Below are 16,766 nucleotides of genomic sequence, written 5' to 3' on the forward strand. Positions count from 1 at the left end.
TTGCCTGACGCAGCCGCCGCTCCCCTTCACGGGGGCGGCGGCTTCGCCGTTCCTATGGCCTGTTGGCGGACGCGCCGGTACCTTGCGCCGCGACCGTGATCCAGCAGGAGGGGACAGCCATGCCGGACCAGCCCGTACCCGTGCCGGTGGACCGGCTGGCCTTCGAGATGCCCCCGGTGTTCGGGGACCCGGCCCGGGAGCGCGCCCACCGCAAGGAGCGGCTCGCCGGGGCGCTGCGGCTGCTGGGGCGCCTCGGGTACGAGGACGGGGTCTCGGGGCACGTCACCGCGCGGGACCCCGAGTTCGGGGACTGCTACTGGGTGAACCCCTTCGGCCGGGCCTTCGCGGGGCTGCGGCCGGGGGACCTGCTGCTGGCCGACGGGGACGGGCGGGTGCTGGAGGGCGGCCGGCGGCTCAACGAGCTGGCCTTCGCCGTGCACGCCGCCGTGCACCGGGCCCGGCCCGACGCGGTCGCCGTGGTCCGCGCGCAGGCCCCGTACGGCAGGGCGCTGGCCTGCCTCGGCGAGCTGCTGGCCCCCGTCACCCAGGAGGCCTGCGCCTTCTACGAGGACCACGCGCTGATGGACGAGTACCCCGGCGGCGGCGTCGCCGACCCGTCGCGGGTCGCCCGCGCCCTCGGCCCCTACAAGGCGCTGATCCTGCGCAACCAGGGGCTGCTGACGGTCGGCGGCTCGGTGGACGCGGCCGCCTGGTGGTTCATCGCGGCGGAGCGGGCCGCGCAGGTGCAGCTGATCGCGCGGGCGGCCGGGAAACCGGTGCCCGTCGACCACCGTGCGGCCGTGGCCACCCGGGAGCGGTTCGGCGGCGATCTCGCCGCGTGGGTGAGCTACCAGCCGCTGTGGCAGACCGTCGAGGACCTGGCGTCAACATCATGAACCGTTAATCACCTGCTCTGACATCGTGCGCAATCCGGAGCACTGCCGCAGTGGTGCACAATTCGCTGGCATCGCACCGTAGTTCAGAGAGGCGGCACGCGCGTGGCTGTCCAAGAGATGTCCCGGAGTACCCATACCGCCGTCTGCGCCTGCGACGACTGCGCACGGGAGGGGCACCGCAGAGCGGTCGCCGCGTTCCTGGAGAAACGGGACGAGTTCGCCGCCGGGCAAGGGGTGCCGGCCGCGGTGGCCCACTCCCTCGGCGCCTCCCGCCAGTGGGTCTCCGACGAGCTGACCCTGTCCGCCCGCACGGTCGCCGACCGGGGCCGGGAGGCCGGGAACTCCTGGCTGTACCTGTTCTCCCGGCGGGCCGTCCTCACCCTGTGGATCGCCGCCGGGATACTGCTGCTGGTGCAGGTCGGCACCGCGCTCGGCACGGGCTGGTCCACCGCCCGCACCGCCGGGCTGCTGGCCGCGCTGGCGCTCGCCGGGCTGCTCACCGTCGCCGCCCGCGCCCAGTCGCTGCGCGGCGGGCTGCTGGCGCCGGTCGTGGGGGAGGACAACCGGCTGTCGACGTCGAAGGCGGTGCCGAGCGCCTGGCTGGTGCTGACGGCGTTCGCCGCGCTGCTGCCCGCGCTGCGGCTGGCCGCCTCCTCGCCCGGCCCCGAGCGCGAGGCCCTGTACCAGGGGTTCGCGCTGGAGCGGGCGCTGCCGCTGCTGTCGGTGGTCGCGCTGACCTCGGCGGTGGCGGTGCTGGTGCGGCGGGTGGTCTCCGTACGGATCATGGGGCAGCGGCTGCAGAAGCTGCCGGCGGACCGGCCGCGCGGGGTGGACCTGCTGACGGACGACGACGGCCGCGGCAGCTTCCCCGACGCGCAGTACGTGCTCGTCTCCACCGTGGTGCTGGCCTACGCGGCGGTGTCGCTGGCCCGCTTCCCCGACCGGCTGCCGCAGCTGCCGTGGGCGCTGGCCCTGCTGGTGGCGCTGTCGGCGGCGGTGTACCTGGCCGCGAAGTACGCCGAGGGCAGCCGGCCGCTGGTGCTGTCGGTGGTGCGCAGGCGCGAACCCGGTGACATCGACGCGGCCGTCCGGCCCGGCGACGACATCGAGATCCGCGGCGTCGGCTTCGTGCCGCCCGGCGCGCGGACCCCGGAGATGCTGGCCCGGCTGGTCGTACGGGTCGGGGCGGTCCACGTGCACGTGCCGCTGGTCCCGGTGGCGGGCGGGTTCACCAACCCCTCGGACGCGGTGCTCACCGTCCCGGTGCCCGCGGAGGTCGAGCCGGGCCGGGTCGAGGTCCAGGTGGTCACGGCGGCGGGGGTGGAATCCAACCGCTGCGTCATCGACGTGGCCGAGTGAAGGGGGTAGACATGGGGGCGTGACCCGAACTGACGCCCCATCCGGGCAGCGGACGACCACCCCGCTCAAGGAGCTGGCCACCCGCTACGCGCTCTTCCCGCTGCGGATCTTCCTCGGCGTGACCTTCGTCTACGCAGGCATCGACAAGCTGACGGCCGCGGGCTTCCTCGCGGAGACCGGCAGCGGCTCGATCGGCGAGATGATGCGCGGGGTGCGCGACACCTCCGCGATCCCCGCCCTGGTGGACCTGGCGCTGAAGGCCCCCGTCGGCTTCGGCGTGGCCATCGCCATCGGGGAGCTCCTCGTCGGTCTCGGCGTGCTCGCCGGGGTGCTGACCCGGCTCGCCGCCGCCGGCGGACTGCTGATCTCGCTCAGCCTGTGGCTCACCGTCTCCTGGGCGGTGACCCCGTACTACTACGGCAACGACCTGGCGTACCTGATGGCCTGGACCCCGCTGGTCCTCGCGGGGGCGCCCTACTGGTCCTTCGACTCGATGATCCGGTCGCGCTGATCCCGGCGCACGGCGTACGTGACCATCCCGACCAGGGCGGACAGCACCAGCCCGCCCACCGCGAACGGGACCACCAGGAACCAGGGCACGTCCGTCTCGCCCGCCGCGTCGAGCAGGTAGAGCACGCCCGCGGCGGTCAGGACCAGCCCCGCCAGCAGCCGTCCCGGCTGGAACTCATGACGCCGCACGGGCCACCTCCACCTGTCCCACGCCCGCCTCCAGGCGCAGCTCGATCGTCCCGCCGGCCTCGGTGCCGGCGGCCGGGGGCAGGGTCGCCCGCCGGTCCTCCCCGTCGTTCCTGATCCGGATGCCGGGGCCGCCGTCCCCGGGCAGCTCGATGTCGCCGAGCCGGATCGACACGTGGGCCTTCGCGGTGACCTCCCGGGGGAGGACCACCTTCAGCCGGCCCGCGTCGATGGAGGCGCGGACGGCCACGGTCGCGCCCTTGGGCACGTCCAGGCGGCTCAGGTCCAAGGTCGCCAGCCCCGTCCCCGCCTCGTACGCGGGACGTACGTCGGCCACCGCCGCCGGGCGCCAGGCCACGTCCCGCCAGTCGGTGCCGATCTCGCGCGGCATGGCCACCGCACCCGCGAGCAGCACGGCGGTGAGCAGGCCGAGCAGCACCGTGCCGAAACCGGTGCGGCCCTTGACGGAGCTGACGGCCAGACCCAGCCCGAAGACCGCGAGCGCGGACGCGAGCCCCACCTGCAGGGCGTGCCCGAGGGTGCTGCCCTCCCACACCGAAGCGGTACCGATGCCCCCCGCCAGCAGGGCCAGTACGAACACCCGGCCGCCGATCCCGCCGCGCGGCCGCACGGGCGCCCCGCGCCGGGGCTCCCGCGGGGCGGTGCCCGGCCGCTCCGGGCCCGAGTCGCCGTCGTCGGGGCCCCAGAGGTAGCCGGCCGAGCCGACCGGGCCCGTGGTGCCGTCCTTGACCAGCGGGTCCCGCCACCAGGAGGGGCTGCCCGGCACCGGCGGCGCCTGCGTCTCCGGCGGCGCCGGGCGGTGCGCGGCCGGGGCCCGCACCTCGGGGGCGGCGGCGGTGCGGTGGCGCCGGGACCAGTAGGAGGCGCCGCCGACCGCCAGGATCACCAGGACCGAGAAGGCCCCCATCACCCCGTTGTCCAGCATCGACAGGAACAGCGCGCACCCCACCAGGGCGCTGAACACGGCGGTGAGGGTGGCGCCCTCGACCCGGCCCGTCAGCAGCCGCTTGCCCTCGCTGTCCTCCTCGCCCTCCAGGGGCAGCAGCAGCCACGCGAAGCCGTAGAAGATCAGGCCGACGCCGCCGGTGACGGCGAGCACCCCGAGCACGATCCGGAAGACCACCGGGTCCAGGTCGAAGTACCGGCCGAGGCCGCCGCACACGCCCGCGAGGACCTTGTCGCGCTTGCTGCGGCGCAGCGGGGGCCGCTCGGCGGGGGCCGGCGCCCCGGGATCCCCGGGCGGGGCGTCTTGTACGTCGGTCATGGGTCCATGGTGACGGGCGGTGCGGCCCCCCGGCACCGGGCCCTACCCTGGCGCAACCCTGATATCCCCCCTGTGGAACTGGGGGGATGCCCTGATGCCCGGCCGCGCCCGGGCGTGTGACCCTTGGTGGCATGCCCGTTGCCGCCGCTCCACGTACACCGCACGCACCCGACCCGGAGGACGTCCCGCAGCGCAGGCTCTACCGCAGCGCCGACGGCCGGATGCTCGGCGGGGTCGCGCGCGGCCTCGCAGGCCACCTGGGCCTGCCCGTGATCTGGGTCCGGCTCGCCTTCCTCGGCATGTTCATGTTCGGAGACGGGCTCGGTGTGCTGCTCTACGCGGCCTTCTGGGTCTTCGTACCGCTCGGCCAGGGCGGCAAGACCGGGCACCACTCCTTCTTCGAGACCCTCGCCGACGGCACCCGCCGGGTGCGCAAGCCCGACAAGGGGGCGGTCTCCGGCCTGATCGCCCTGGCCGTGGGCGCGGGCATCTTCTTCTCCCAGCTGCGCTTCGGCGGCGAGAACGGCCGCTACATCTGGCCCACCCTGCTCGTCGGGGCCGGCGTCGTCCTCGTCTGGCGGCAGGCCGACAACGCCCGCCGCGCCCACTGGAGCGCCGCCGACGACCGCCAGAAGCGGCTGTTCCAGGCGGGTCGGGCACTCGCCGGCGTCGTCCTCGTCGGCGTCGGCCTGACCGTGTTCATCGTCGTACGGGGCTCCGCGGCCCAGCTCGGCAACCTCCTCACCGCCGTCCTCGCCGTCCTCGTCGGCATAGCCCTGCTCGCCGGGCCCTGGCTGATCCGGATGACCCAGGACCTGTCCGAGGAGCGCCTGATGCGCATCCGCGCCCAGGAACGCGCCGAGGTCGCCGCCCACGTCCACGACTCGGTGCTGCACACCCTCACCCTGATCCAGCGCAACGCCGAGGACGTCGGCGAGGTCCGCCGCCTCGCCCGCGCCCAGGAGCGGGAGCTGCGCAACTGGCTCTACAAGCCCGAGGGCACCGGCAAGGACGAGGCCGAGGAGCCCGCCACCCTCGCCGAGGCCGTGAAGAAGACCGCCGCCGACGTGGAGGACCACCACGGAGTCCCGATCGAGGTGGTCGTCGTCGGCGACTGCCCGCTCGACGAGAAGCTCGGCGCCCAGATCCAGGCCGCGCGCGAGGCGATGGTCAACGCCGCCAAGTACGGTGGCGAGGGGCCCGTCCAGGTGTACGCGGAGGTCGAGGGACAGACGGTCTTCGTGTCCGTACGGGACCGCGGACCGGGCTTCGACATGGAAGCGGTACCGGACGACCGCATGGGCGTACGAGAATCGATCATCGGCCGGATGCAGCGCAACGGGGGGACCGCCATGCTGCGGTCCGCGCCCGACGGCGGCACGGTAGTCGAGCTGGAGATGGAGAGGGCGGCGAAGACAGCATGACCGAGGACAACGCGACCACGGACGGAGCGGGCAGGAGGGTCCGGGTGGTCCTCGTCGACGACCACCGGATGTTCCGCACCGGGGTGCAGGCCGAGATCGGCGAGACCGCCCGGACCGGCGTCGAGGTCGTCGGCGAGGCCGCCGACGTGGACCAGGCCGTCACCGTCATCACCGCCACCCGCCCCGAGGTGGTCCTCCTCGACGTGCACCTGCCCGGTGGCGGCGGCGTCGAGGTGCTGCGCCGCTGCGCCCCGCTGATGGCGGCCGCCGAGAACCCGGTGCGGTTCCTGGCGCTGTCGGTGTCGGACGCCGCAGAGGACGTCATCGGCGTCATCCGCGGCGGCGCGCGCGGCTACGTCACCAAGACCATCACCGGCACCGACCTGGTGGACTCCGTCTTCCGGGTCCAGGACGGGGACGCGGTGTTCTCGCCCCGCCTGGCCGGCTTCGTGCTGGACGCCTTCGCCTCGACCGACGCCCCGCCGGTCGACGAGGACCTGGACCGGCTCACCCAGCGCGAGCGCGAGGTGCTGCGGCTGATCGCGCGCGGGTACGCGTACAAGGAGATCGCCAAGCAGCTGTTCATCTCGGTGAAGACGGTGGAGTCGCACGTCTCGGCGGTGCTCCGCAAGCTCCAGCTCTCCAACCGGCACGAGCTGACCCGTTGGGCGACGGCCCGGCGACTGGTCTGACCGGTCCGACCGGCCTGACTGGTCCGACCGGCCTGACTGGTCTGACTGGTCTGACCTGCGGATGAACCGGCGATGACGCCCCGGGGCCGGACCCCTGGGTGTGATCCACGCCGCAGCGGGGGAGGGCAACCGGAAGACGGCGCGGCGGGTCTTGGGTGGCGTGATGAGCCTGACCGGGACCCCCCTCTTCGCGACGGCGGCCGCCCTGACCGTGACCGCCGTCGTGCTGCCGCTGGCCGTGTGGAGCAAGGTGCGCGGCCCCGCCGCCGCACGTGTCGCCACCCGCGCCGCGATGCTGCTCTTCGCCCAGGTCACCGCCGTCGCCCTGGTCTTCGTCGCGGTCAACCGGGAGATGAACTTCTACGTCTCCTGGGCCGACCTGATGGGCACCGGGAAGTACGTCCAGGCCGCCCCCGACCTCGGCCCCGACGGAATGGGCGGCAAGAAGGCCGAGCAGGTCAAGGAGGAGCCCAAGGTCCGCCAGGAGTTCACGGCGGTCGAGGGCCTCGGCGGGCGGGTGAGGAAGACCGAGCTCGACGGCAGGATCTCCGGCGTCAAGGGCGACGTCATGGTGTGGCTGCCGCCGCAGTACGACGACCCCGCGTACAAGGACAGGAAGTTCCCGGTCGTCGAGCTGATCCCGGGCATACCCGGCACGGGCAAGTCCTGGTTCCAGGGGCTCAAGGCGCACGAGGTGCTGGAGCCGCTGATGAAGGAGGGCAAGGTCCAGCCCTTCATCCTGGTCTCCCCGCGCGCCATGCTCCTCGGCAACGGCGACACCGGCTGCGCCAACATCCCCGGCAAGGTCAACGCCGACAGCTGGTTCAGCGTCGACGTCCGCAAGATGGTCACCGACAACTTCCGCGCCTCCGACGAGGCCCGCACCTGGGGCGTCGCCGGCTACTCGGCCGGCGCGTACTGCGCCGCCAAGCTGGCGATCCTGCACCCCGACCGCTACAGCGCCGCCGTCTCCCTGTCCGGCTACAACGACCCCGGCCAGGAGCCCAGCTCGCTGGTGGCCAAGGACCCGGAGCTGCGCCGCACCCACAACCTGAAGGAACTCCTCAAGGCACAGCCCGCGCCGCCGGCGGTCGCGCTGTGGATGTCGGGCGCCGAGCACGACGGCTACCTGTCCGGGACCGACCTCAAGGCCCTCGCGCAGAACCCGACCACCGTGCACGCCGAGAAGATCACCGGCGGGCACAACCTGGAGGCGTGGTCGAAGCAGCTGCCGCAGACCTTCGGGTGGCTCAGCCAGCAGGTCAAGGCGCCGTAACGGGGGTCACGCCGGGCGGGAGGCGCCGGCCCAGGGCATCGAGTCGACCGGTGCCAGCCGGACCGTGGAGCCGGGGCGCGGGGCGTGGATCATCTGGCCGTTGCCGACGTACATGCCGACGTGCGTGACCCCGGAGTAGAAGAAGACCAGGTCGCCGGGGGCCAGCTGGTCCCGGGAGACCCGCCGGCCCGCGTTGATCTGCGTGTAGGTGGTGCGGGGCAGGGACACCCCGGCCGCGCGCCACGCGGCCTGCGTCAGGCCGGAGCAGTCGTACGAGCCCGGTCCCGTCGCGCCCCAGACGTACGGCCGGCCGATCGCCCCGTACGCGAAGGCCACCGCACGCGCGGCGCGCGAGCTGCCGGCCGCCGCCGGGGGCGCGGTGTGGGGGGCGCTCACGGGGTCGGCCCCGACGGAGGCGGCGGTGCCCGACTGCGCCTCGTAGGCGGCCCGTTCCTCGGCGGTCAGCCGGGCCAGCAGCTGCCGGGCGGTGGCGAGCCGGTCCTCGACGACGGCCTTCTGCCGGGCGAGCTCGTGCTGGTGGGCGCGCAGGTCCGCCAGCCGGCCGGCGGCCTGGTCGCGCAGCCGCCCGACCTCGTCGAGGCCGCGTTTGACGGCGGCCACCTCGGATGCGGTGCGGTCGCCGGCCCGGGTGAGCATGCCGGCCCGGTCCAGGTAGTCCTGCGGGTCGGCGGCCATGGCCAGCTGGAGGGCGGGGCCCAGGCCGCCGCTGCGGTACTGGGAGGCGGCGAGCGAACCGAGCGCGCTGCGGGCGGCGTTCAGCCGGTCCGCCTTGCGGGCGGTCTCCTCGCGCAGGCCGGTCAGCGCCCGCTCGGCCTCGTCCGACTCGGCCTTCGCCCCGTTGTACTTCTCCGTCGCCGCCTCGGCCTCCCCGTAGAGCCGGTCGACCTCCGCCCTGACCTGGGCGGGGCTGAGCTGCGGCTCGGCGTGCGAGGTGCCTTCGAAGGCGGTGGCGGTGGCAGCGCCCGCGAGGGCGAGGGTGGCGGCGGTCCGTGCCGTGCCGCCGGAGAACGGGCGCTGCCTGGGCTTTCGATGACTGGCCACGGGGGCCTCACGTCCTTCCGCTCGTCCCGCAGGTCTGGGGGAGGTCTCGGGGGAGGACGCTAAACCCGAAGGTCACGGGCAGATGACGAGATGATCGGAAGTGGCTTCCTCCGACCGGGACCGGACCGAGCCGGACCGGTCAGTGCCAGAGGACGGCGATAAAGATGTTGGCCACGGTCAGGCCGCCGACCGCCGCGAAGAGACCCTTCTCCACGTGCTCCTCGTCCCGCTTGACGTACACGAGGGCGAGGATCACGAACAGGATCGCCAGCTTCACGCCGATCTTGACGTGGTTGAGCGGCGCGCCGTCGCCCATCTCGCGGAAGCCCACCAGCAGCACACCGGTGACGAGCATGGTCAGCGCGCCGTGCAGCATCGCGGGCACGAAACGCGCCGTGCCGGCGCCCATCGCCTTCATCTGGGTCAGGAACCCGCCGAGGAGCGAGGCGATGCCGATGATGTGCAGGCCGACGAAGACGTTGGTGAGGACAGTCATGCGCCCGAGCGTACGGGGCGGCTCCGGGGCCCCCGACGGCGGTGTGCGGCCACCCCCTCCGGGGTGGGGGGCCGGGGCCGGCAGGCCGCCGGGTGACCGGCACATTACCCCGGGTAGCGCGCCGGTTTCCGTGATTTCTCCGGGGGCGGGACCGGCTGTCGGTCCGGGCCCCTAAACTCGGAAGGCGATGAGCAGCCTCTTTGACGACAGCTTCCTGGCCGACCTCACCCCCTCCGACGAGGTCCCTCCGCCGCCCGAGGAGCACCCCGAGCCCGAGCACGGCGCGGACGACCTCTTCGGGGGCGCCTTCGACGTGCCCATGAGCGGGGACGCGTACTACCGGGACGGCGCCCCGCGCCCCGTCATCGACCCGGCGACGCTCCTGGACGGGCTGAACGAGCAGCAGGCCGCCGCCGTGGTGCACGCCGGCTCGCCGCTGCTCATCGTGGCCGGCGCCGGCTCCGGCAAGACCCGGGTGCTCACCCACCGCATCGGCCACCTGCTGTCCGCGCGGAACGTCCACCCCGGCCAGATCCTGGCGATCACCTTCACCAACAAGGCCGCCGGCGAGATGAAGGAACGCGTCGAGGGCCTCGTCGGCCCCCGCGCGAACGCCATGTGGGTGTCCACCTTCCACAGCGCCTGCGTGCGCATCCTGCGCCGCGAGTCGAAGCGGCTCGGCTTCACCTCCTCGTTCTCGATCTACGACGCGGCCGACTCCAAGCGCCTGATGGCGCTCGTCTGCCGGGACCTGGACCTGGACCCGAAGAAGTTCCCGCCCAAGTCCTTCAACGCCAAGATCTCGAACCTGAAGAACGAGCTGATCGACGAGGACGCCTTCGCCGCGCAGGCGGCCGACGGCTTCGAGAAGACGCTCGCCCAGGCGTACGCGATGTACCAGGGGCGGCTGCGCGAGGCCAACGCGCTCGACTTCGACGACATCATCATGACCACGGTCCACCTCCTCCAGGCCTTCCCGGACGTCGCCGAGCACTACCGGCGCCGCTTCCGGCACGTGCTGGTCGACGAGTACCAGGACACCAACCACGCCCAGTACACGCTGGTGCGCGAGCTGGTCGGCCCCGGCTACCCGGACCTGCCGCCCGCCGAGCTGTGCGTGGTGGGTGACGCCGACCAGTCGATCTACGCCTTCCGCGGCGCGACGATCCGCAACATCCTCCAGTTCGAGGAGGACTACAAGGACGCGACGACGATCCTGCTGGAACAGAACTACCGCTCCACGCAGACGATCCTCTCCGCGGCCAACGCGGTCATCGAGCGCAACGAGAACCGCCGCGCCAAGAACCTGTGGACCCAGGCCGGCACCGGCGCCGTCATCACCGGCTACGTCGCCGACACCGAGCACGACGAGGCCCAGTTCGTCGCCGACGAGATCGACCGGCTCACCGACGCCGGCGACGCCAAGGCCGGCGACGTCGCGATCTTCTACCGGACCAACGCCCAGTCGCGCGTGTTCGAGGAGATCTTCATCCGCGTCGGGCTCCCGTACAAGGTCGTCGGCGGCGTCCGCTTCTACGAGCGCAAGGAGGTCCGGGACATCCTGGCCTACCTGCGCGTCCTCGCCAACCCCGAGGACAACGTCCCGCTCCGCCGCATCCTGAACGTCCCCAAGCGCGGCATCGGCGAGCGCGCCGAGGCGATGATCGACGCGCTCGCCATGCGCGAGAAGATCACCTTCCCGCAGGCGCTGCGCCGCGTCGACGAGGCCTTCGGCATGGCCGCCCGCTCCACCAACGCCGTCAAGCGGTTCAACTTGCTGATGGAGGAGCTGCGCACGATCGCCGACTCCGGCGCCGGCCCGGCCGTGGTGCTGGAGGCCGTACTGGAGCGCACCGGGTACCTCGCCGAGCTCCAGGCGTCGACCGACCCGCAGGACGAGACCCGGATCGAGAACCTCCAGGAGCTCGCGGCCGTGGCCCTGGAGTTCGAGCAGGCGCGGGACGAGGAGAACCCGGGAACGCTGGCCGAGTTCCTGGAGCAGGTCGCGCTCGTCGCCGACTCCGACCAGATCCCGGACGAGGACACCGAGGGCTCGGGCGTCATCACGCTGATGACCCTGCACACCGCCAAGGGCCTGGAGTTCCCGGTCGTCTTCCTGACCGGCATGGAGGACGGCGTCTTCCCGCACATGCGCGCCCTCGGCCAGACCAAGGAGCTGGAGGAGGAACGCCGCCTCGCCTACGTGGGCATCACCCGGGCCCGCGAGCGGCTGTACCTGACCCGATCCAGCATGCGCAGCGCGTGGGGGACGCCCTCGTACAACCCGCCCTCGCGGTTCCTGGAGGAGATCCCGGCCGAGTACCTCCAGTGGAAGCGCACGGGCGCCGCGCAGAAGCCGGCGGGGCCGGTGCGCGGTTCCGGGTACGGATCGTCCTCCGGGAAGGCCTCCTTCGGGACCTCGCCCGAGTCGTTCCTGTCCTCCTCGCGCACCAAGTCGGGTCCGTCCGGCTTCGCCACGCGCCGGGCCGCCGACAAGCCGGTCATCGCGCTGGCCGTCGGGGACCGGGTCACCCACGACCAGTTCGGTCTGGGCACCGTCATGGAGGTCCGGGGGGCCGGCGCGGACGCGCAGGCCACCATCGACTTCGGGGACGCCAAGCCGAAGCGGCTGCTGCTGCGCTACGCGCCGGTGCAGAAGCTGTAGGAGCCGCGGGGCCGGGGCCTCGGTGCCCCGGCCGTCGGTCGCCGTCGGTTCAGCTCGGGTCCAGGCCGTGGCTGCGCAGCCAGGCCAGGGGGTCGACGGCGGAGCCGCCGCCGGGCCGTACCTCGAAGTGCAGGTGCGGGCCGGTGGAGTTGCCGGAGTTGCCGGAGTACGCGATGACGTCGCCGGCCTTGACCTGCCCGGACCGGATCTTGGTGCTGCTCAGGTGGCAGTACCAGGTCTCGGTGCCGTCGGGGGAGGTCAGGATGGCCATGTTGCCGTAGGCGCTGTTCCACTGGGTGCGCATGGTGCCGTCGGTGGCGGCCATGACGGGGGTGCCGTAGCCGACGGGGAAGTCGATGCCGGTGTGCACGGACATCCACATGCCGCCGGCCTGGCCGAACATGGCGCTCAGGCCGTGCTGGGCGACGGGCACCGCGAACTTGGGGCGGGCCGCCTCCTTGGCCGCCGCCTCCTCGGCCCGCTTCTTCTTCTCTTCTTCCTGGCGCTGCTTGAGGTCGATGCGCTCCTGCGTGCGGCTCGCGCGGTCCGCGAAGTCGCCCGCGTCGGCGCTGAGCGCCGCCAGCTGCGTGTCGAGCTTGTTGTTCGCCTCGACCGGCTTCACCGAGGACGGGTCGGGGGCGGCCATCGTGGTCGTTTCCCCGGCCGGCTTGTCGGAGCCGGTGAGTCCGCCGACGGAGGCGGCGGCGACGCCCGCGACGCCCATCACGCACGCGGAGGGCACGGCCACCGTCAGCAGGGCGGACCGTTTGGCCGGGGTGCGGCGGCGGCTGCCGGCGGTGGCGCTGCCGCCGCCCTTGGCCGCGGCGTTCCGGCCCGAGCCGCTCTTGCCGGTGGCCCGGCGGCCGGCGCGGGGTCCGGCGGCGGCCGGGGTGACGGGCATGGCCTGCGTGGGCATGTCGTGCACGGGGCCGGCGGTGAGTTCCGGCTCCTCGTCGGCCGCGACGGCCACGGGCTCGAAGACGGAGGTCTCCTCGTCGGCGTACGGGTCGGCGTCCGCGTACGGGCCGGCGTCCGCGAAGGCGTCGGACTCGTGGGGGTCCCCGGCCGCGGCGGTCTCTGTGAACACGGGGACGACGGTCGTGGCCTCGTAACCGGGACCCGCGGCCGCGTCGGCCGCGCCGCCGTTCCAGGCGGTGGCGTCGTAGGTGCCGGTGTCCTGGCCGTAGCCGGGGAGGGTCCAGTGCCCGGTCTGCTCCGTGCCGGCGGAGTCGTAGCCGAGGGGGGCAGGCTGGTACTCGGCGGTCGCGGTGTTCCAGGCGCTCGCGTCGTACTGGCCCGTGGTGTCCTCGGGGACGGTCTGGGCCGGGACGCTCGAGAGGTAACTCTCCGGAGCGGACCACCCGGTGGTGTCGTACGAGCCGGTGTCGCCCGCGGCCGGGTACGTCCCGTACGCGTCGTACGTTCCGTAACTGCCGGGAGCGGCGTAGTCCGTGACGAACTGGTACCCCTGGCCCTGCGTTTCATAGGACGCATATGCCTGGTCACCAGCGAAAGTGGTGGTGGAAAGGCCGTCGTACCCGAAATCGGGGTACTGGCCCGACGTCGGGCGGTCGTTCACCAACTTCTCTTTCGCCTCGGCAGTGGGGCCTGGGTGGCCGGGGAACTCAAGGTTCACCGGAGGAGAGCAGTGGCGTGACTGTACCCGGCGGTTACTCGCCTCGACAATCTTCCGAGTGTTTCGTCCTTAGCGGAACCGGGCATTCGGCCGCCTTTCGGCCTTCTGGAGACCGAGCCTTGGCCTTGAGTTCGAAATTCGTTCGACTGATGGTCGACCGGTGTTGCGGGCGCGCGGGGTCGTCAGACGACCAGGCTCCGGCCCCCGGTTCCCGCGGCGCGGGCGGCGGAGTCCGCCGGGCGGGGCGTGCCGTCCGCGGCCCGGAGCGGGCCGTCGAGGGTGCGCCGGACGGCGGTGACGACCGTCGGATGGACCGGGAGGGCCAGATGTCCGATACCGGTGACCTGCACGTTCGTCGCGTCCAGGTCCGGGTGCTCGATGCGGGCCGTCCCGGTGGGCGCCATCAGCGCGTCGAACTCGCTCCAGAACGCCACGAACCGGGTCCGGCAGCCGGGCGCGGGCGCCCCCAGCTCGGCCATCACCTCGGAGCCCGGGCGCATCTGGCGGACCAGGGGGTGCGCGTCCATGAAGGGCGCGATCCGGGTGCCGCCGTGCGGGGTCCCCAGGGTGACCAGCGTCCGCACGCGCGCGTCGCCGCCGAGCCGCTGGACGTAGTACCGCGCGACCAGCCCGCCCAGGCTGTGCCCGACGAGGTCCACCCGCTCCTGGCCGCTGCGCTCGCACAGCTCCTCGACGCGCCGAGCGAGGTGGCGGGCCGTCCGGCGCAGGTCCCGGGTGAAGGGGGAGTGGTTGTACGTCTCCACGCGCCGCCGGCCGCCCGCGCCGAGCGCGCGGCGCAGCAGGACGAAGACCGAGCGGTTGTCGGTGAAGCCGTGCAGGAGCAGCACCGGCGGCGGCTGCCCGGGCGTCCGGGCGGCGGGCAGGTCCGGAGGCCGCTCCTCGCGCATCCCGGTGGGGTACAGGAGGAGGTGTCCGGCGAGGACCGCCGCCTCCAGGACCGCCGCCCGCAGGGCGGCGCCCGTGCGCGGCACGGGCAGCGGTGCGATCGTCAGCCCCATGGACGGCCTCCCCCTGGACCATTCGGGTACGGGGCCGTGGGGCCGGCGCGGCCCCGCCACCGTGCCGGGCGGCTGTCGGCGCGGTGGCGGGGCGACGGGGCGGTGGTGAATCAACGGCGTCCCACGTGTGATTTCCCCCTCCCCGTTGACCGTGAAACGGCGCCGTGCGCAATGCTGTACTTAACGTTCGTTCACTCGGGAGGCAGTGCGATGGGTGTGACCGGTCCGATCCGTGTGGTGGTGGCCAAGCCGGGTCTCGACGGCCACGACCGCGGCGCCAAGGTGATCGCGCGGGCGCTGCGCGACGCCGGCATGGAGGTCATCTACACCGGCCTCCACCAGACCCCCGAGCAGATCGTGGACACCGCCATCCAGGAGGACGCGGACGCCATCGGCCTCTCCATCCTCTCCGGGGCGCACAACACGCTCTTCGTCCGTGTCATCGAGCTCCTCAAGGAGCGCGACGCGGAGGACATCAAGGTCTTCGGCGGCGGGATCATCCCGGAGGACGACATCGCCCCGCTCAAGGAGAAGGGCGTCGCCGAGATCTTCACCCCCGGCGCCACCACCACCGCCATCGTGGACTGGGTCAACGCCCACGTCCGCCAGGGCTGAACCGCCCCTCCGGAGCCCCGGCCCCGCCGCCCGTTCAGGCGGGCGGGGCCAGTTCCGCGAGCATCGCCCCGCGCAGGCGCAGGGTGGCCACCAGGCGCTGGAACGCCTCCGCCCAGTAGGCCGCGGCCCCCGGTGACGCCTCCGGCGGGTCCTGGGCGGCGGCCGTCATGGCCTCCAGGCGGTCCGCCTCCGCGGGATCCAGGCAGCGCTCCGCCAGGCCCATCACCCCGCTGAAGCTCCACGGGTAACTGCCCGCCTCGCGCGCCGCGTCCAGGGCGTCCACCACCGCCCGGCCCAGCTCGCCCGCCCAGGGCACCCGGCAGACGCCGAGCAGCTGGAAGGCCTCCGACAGGCCGTGGGCGCGTACGAACTCCGCGACCCACGCGGCTCGCTCCCGCTCCGTCAGCGTCTCCAGCAGCTTCGCCCGCTCCGCCAGCGACGCCGTGCCCGGGCCCGCCGCGGGCGGTGCGGACGCCGGGCCCAGCAGGGCCTTGGACCAGAGCGGGTCGCGCTGGCGCACCGCCGCCCGGCACCAGGCGGCGTGGATCTCCTCCGCCCAGCCCTCGGCCACCGGAAGCGCCACGATCCGCGCCGGGGACAGGCCGCCGAAGCGGTCCCGCCAGCAGGACAGCGGGGCCGACTCCACCAGTTGGCCGAGCCACCAGGCCCGCTCCCCGCGCCCGGCGGGCGGCCGCTTGACCACCCCGTCGCGCAGCATGCCCGCATCGCATTCCGCGGGCGGCACCACCGCCTCCGGGCCGACGCAGGCCAGCGCCCGCTCCGCCATCCGCCCGGCCAGCGCCGAGGCCGGCAGCGCGGACAGCAGTTCGGCGGCGGTCGCCCGGACGTTGCGGCTGCGGTCGCCCAGCGCCGCCTCCAGGAACGGCTCGTCCCCGTCGGACAGCCCGGACCGCAGGGAGTCGAGGAACATCAGCCGGTCCTCGGCCCGCTCCGTCGCCCAGGTCGTGGCCAGCAGCCGGGGCGCCGCCGCCGGGTCGTGCGCCCGGACGGCGCCGAGCAGGGCGACCCGCTCCGCGAACAGCCCCTCCTCCCAGAGCCGGGCCACCGCCTCCCCGTCGGCCGGGTCGGGCAGTTCCCCGCCGCCCCCGGCCGCGCCGCGCAGCGCGAAGCGCCACTCCGGGTTCAGCCGGGCCAGCCACAGCCCCCGCGCCCCGGCCAGGGCCAGCGCCTGGGGGCGCAGGTCCGTCCGCGCCCGGGCCGCGTCCAGCAGCGCCGGGACCAGGGCCGCCGGCGCCCGGTACCCGTGCCGCGCGGCGGCGGCCAGCCACTGCGGCAACAGCTCCGTCAGATCCGGGGCGGCCCCGCGGCGTCCGCCGCCGCCCGCCGCCGCGGTCCGGCCGGCCAGCAGCTGCGCGAGCCGCCGCCCGGCGGCCGGCGGGGGCTCCGGGCGCGGATCGGGCGCCGCGGGCCGCGGCAACGCGGCCGCCGCGGCGGGCCGCAGCCCGGCGCGGCGGCGCAGCGTCTGCACGGCCGCCGCGTCGAGCAGCGCCCGCGGCGAGCCACCGCGCCGCTCGGTGCCCAGCAGCGCGGCGGTGACCAGCTCCTCCCAATCCCGGTCCCTGTCCCGGTCCGTGCCTGTCCCTCCGTCACCCTGGCCCATCGGAGCCCCTCCCTCTCCAGTCCC

Annotated in this window: 15 protein-coding genes; 8 read left to right on the forward strand and 7 right to left on the reverse strand. The window is 73.9% G+C overall.

From position 1 onward, the window contains the following. Window positions 1-95: 95 nt before the first annotated feature. From D1J60_RS21290 to D1J60_RS21300, 3 genes are all read left to right on the forward strand, one after another. Entirely contained in the window at window positions 96-896 is an 801-nt protein-coding gene (locus tag D1J60_RS21290; protein WP_125822155.1) for a class II aldolase/adducin family protein, read from the forward strand. Window positions 897-998: 102 nt separating this feature from the next. After that, on the forward strand, window positions 999-2,255 hold the full coding sequence (locus D1J60_RS21295) for a hypothetical protein (protein WP_206436552.1): 1,257 nt from the start codon (window positions 999-1,001) through the stop codon (window positions 2,253-2,255). A gap of 19 nt (window positions 2,256-2,274) precedes the next feature. Continuing rightward, complete coding sequence (locus D1J60_RS21300; protein ID WP_125595858.1) at window positions 2,275-2,766, forward strand: DoxX family protein; 492 nt, start codon at window positions 2,275-2,277, stop codon at window positions 2,764-2,766. Here D1J60_RS21300 and D1J60_RS21305 read toward each other — a convergent pair. Together D1J60_RS21305 and D1J60_RS21310 are read right to left on the reverse strand one after the other, a co-directional pair. Continuing rightward, complete coding sequence (locus D1J60_RS21305; RefSeq protein ID WP_125595861.1) at window positions 2,730-2,954, reverse strand: hypothetical protein; 225 nt, start codon at window positions 2,952-2,954, stop codon at window positions 2,730-2,732. The genes D1J60_RS21300 and D1J60_RS21305 overlap by 37 nt on opposite strands. Beyond that, window positions 2,941-4,236 carry a PspC domain-containing protein gene (locus tag D1J60_RS21310; RefSeq protein WP_125822157.1) on the reverse strand — a complete coding sequence of 432 codons (1,296 nt, stop codon included), beginning with the start codon at window positions 4,234-4,236 and terminating at the stop codon, window positions 2,941-2,943. The genes D1J60_RS21305 and D1J60_RS21310 overlap by 14 nt, the downstream gene beginning before the upstream one ends. A gap of 131 nt (window positions 4,237-4,367) precedes the next feature. On the opposite strand from D1J60_RS21310, the gene D1J60_RS21315 reads away from it, so the two are divergent. The 3 genes from D1J60_RS21315 to D1J60_RS21325 all read left to right on the forward strand — a co-directional run bounded on the left by D1J60_RS21315 (window position 4,368) and on the right by D1J60_RS21325 (window position 7,628). Further along, window positions 4,368-5,660: an ATP-binding protein gene (locus D1J60_RS21315; protein ID WP_125595867.1), complete on the forward strand. Its 1,293-nt coding sequence runs from the start codon at window positions 4,368-4,370 to the stop codon at window positions 5,658-5,660. Continuing rightward, a complete protein-coding gene (locus D1J60_RS21320; RefSeq protein ID WP_125595870.1) occupies window positions 5,657-6,352 on the forward strand; it encodes a response regulator transcription factor in 696 nt (231 codons plus the stop codon). Before D1J60_RS21315 ends, D1J60_RS21320 begins: the two co-directional genes overlap by 4 nt. Before the next feature lie 163 nt (window positions 6,353-6,515). After that, complete coding sequence (locus D1J60_RS21325; RefSeq protein ID WP_241253349.1) at window positions 6,516-7,628, forward strand: alpha/beta hydrolase-fold protein; 1,113 nt, start codon at window positions 6,516-6,518, stop codon at window positions 7,626-7,628. A gap of 6 nt (window positions 7,629-7,634) precedes the next feature. Here the strand turns inward: D1J60_RS21325 and D1J60_RS21330 are convergent, their stop codons facing one another. Continuing rightward, window positions 7,635-8,690, reverse strand: a complete 1,056-nt coding sequence (locus tag D1J60_RS21330; protein WP_125822158.1) for a C40 family peptidase — start codon at window positions 8,688-8,690, stop codon at window positions 7,635-7,637. 139 nt (window positions 8,691-8,829) lie between these two features. Beyond that, window positions 8,830-9,186: a hypothetical protein gene (locus D1J60_RS21335; protein ID WP_125822159.1), complete on the reverse strand. Its 357-nt coding sequence runs from the start codon at window positions 9,184-9,186 to the stop codon at window positions 8,830-8,832. Between the two features lie 187 nt (window positions 9,187-9,373). Here D1J60_RS21335 and pcrA point away from each other — a divergent pair, with 187 nt between their 5' ends. After that, complete coding sequence (gene pcrA, locus D1J60_RS21340) at window positions 9,374-11,851, forward strand: DNA helicase PcrA (RefSeq protein WP_125822160.1); 2,478 nt, start codon at window positions 9,374-9,376, stop codon at window positions 11,849-11,851. A gap of 49 nt (window positions 11,852-11,900) precedes the next feature. On the opposite strand, the gene D1J60_RS21345 is transcribed toward pcrA, so the two are convergent. Both D1J60_RS21345 and D1J60_RS21350 read right to left on the reverse strand, forming a co-directional pair. Beyond that, window positions 11,901-13,430, reverse strand: coding sequence for a M23 family metallopeptidase (locus D1J60_RS21345; RefSeq protein WP_125822161.1), 1,530 nt, complete (start codon window positions 13,428-13,430; stop codon window positions 11,901-11,903). 239 nt (window positions 13,431-13,669) lie between these two features. After that, window positions 13,670-14,506 carry an alpha/beta fold hydrolase gene (locus D1J60_RS21350; RefSeq protein WP_164720936.1) on the reverse strand — a complete coding sequence of 279 codons (837 nt, stop codon included), beginning with the start codon at window positions 14,504-14,506 and terminating at the stop codon, window positions 13,670-13,672. A gap of 210 nt (window positions 14,507-14,716) precedes the next feature. On the opposite strand from D1J60_RS21350, the gene D1J60_RS21355 reads away from it, so the two are divergent. Then, the gene (locus tag D1J60_RS21355; protein ID WP_125595885.1) at window positions 14,717-15,121 is read left to right on the forward strand and encodes a cobalamin B12-binding domain-containing protein; all 405 of its coding nucleotides are present in this window, start codon (window positions 14,717-14,719) and stop codon (window positions 15,119-15,121) included. Window positions 15,122-15,155: 34 nt separating this feature from the next. On the opposite strand, the gene D1J60_RS21360 is transcribed toward D1J60_RS21355, so the two are convergent. Beyond that, window positions 15,156-16,742 (reverse strand): DUF5691 domain-containing protein, encoded by a 1,587-nt coding sequence (locus tag D1J60_RS21360; protein WP_125822162.1) that lies wholly within the window; start codon window positions 16,740-16,742, stop codon window positions 15,156-15,158. Window positions 16,743-16,766: the final 24 nt, after the last annotated feature.

Source organism: Streptomyces sp. W1SF4 (genome assembly GCF_003950035.1).
Classification (GTDB): domain Bacteria; phylum Actinomycetota; class Actinomycetes; order Streptomycetales; family Streptomycetaceae; genus Streptomyces; species Streptomyces racemochromogenes.

Bases quoted from the DNA above. Each gene is read 5' to 3' on its own strand.
- D1J60_RS21310 (WP_125822157.1), bottom strand. From the start codon at position 4,236: ATGACCGACGTACAAGACGCCCCGCCCGGGGATCCCGGGGCGCCGGCC.
- D1J60_RS21315 (WP_125595867.1), top strand. From the start codon at position 4,368: ATGCCCGTTGCCGCCGCTCCACGTACACCGCACGCACCCGACCCGGAG.
- D1J60_RS21320 (WP_125595870.1), top strand. From the start codon at position 5,657: ATGACCGAGGACAACGCGACCACGGACGGAGCGGGCAGGAGGGTCCGG.
- D1J60_RS21325 (WP_241253349.1), top strand. From the start codon at position 6,516: ATGAGCCTGACCGGGACCCCCCTCTTCGCGACGGCGGCCGCCCTGACC.
- D1J60_RS21335 (WP_125822159.1), bottom strand. From the start codon at position 9,186: ATGACTGTCCTCACCAACGTCTTCGTCGGCCTGCACATCATCGGCATC.
- pcrA (WP_125822160.1), top strand. From the start codon at position 9,374: ATGAGCAGCCTCTTTGACGACAGCTTCCTGGCCGACCTCACCCCCTCC.
- D1J60_RS21350 (WP_164720936.1), bottom strand. From the start codon at position 14,506: ATGGGGCTGACGATCGCACCGCTGCCCGTGCCGCGCACGGGCGCCGCC.
- D1J60_RS21355 (WP_125595885.1), top strand. From the start codon at position 14,717: ATGGGTGTGACCGGTCCGATCCGTGTGGTGGTGGCCAAGCCGGGTCTC.
- D1J60_RS21360 (WP_125822162.1), bottom strand. From the start codon at position 16,742: ATGGGCCAGGGTGACGGAGGGACAGGCACGGACCGGGACAGGGACCGG.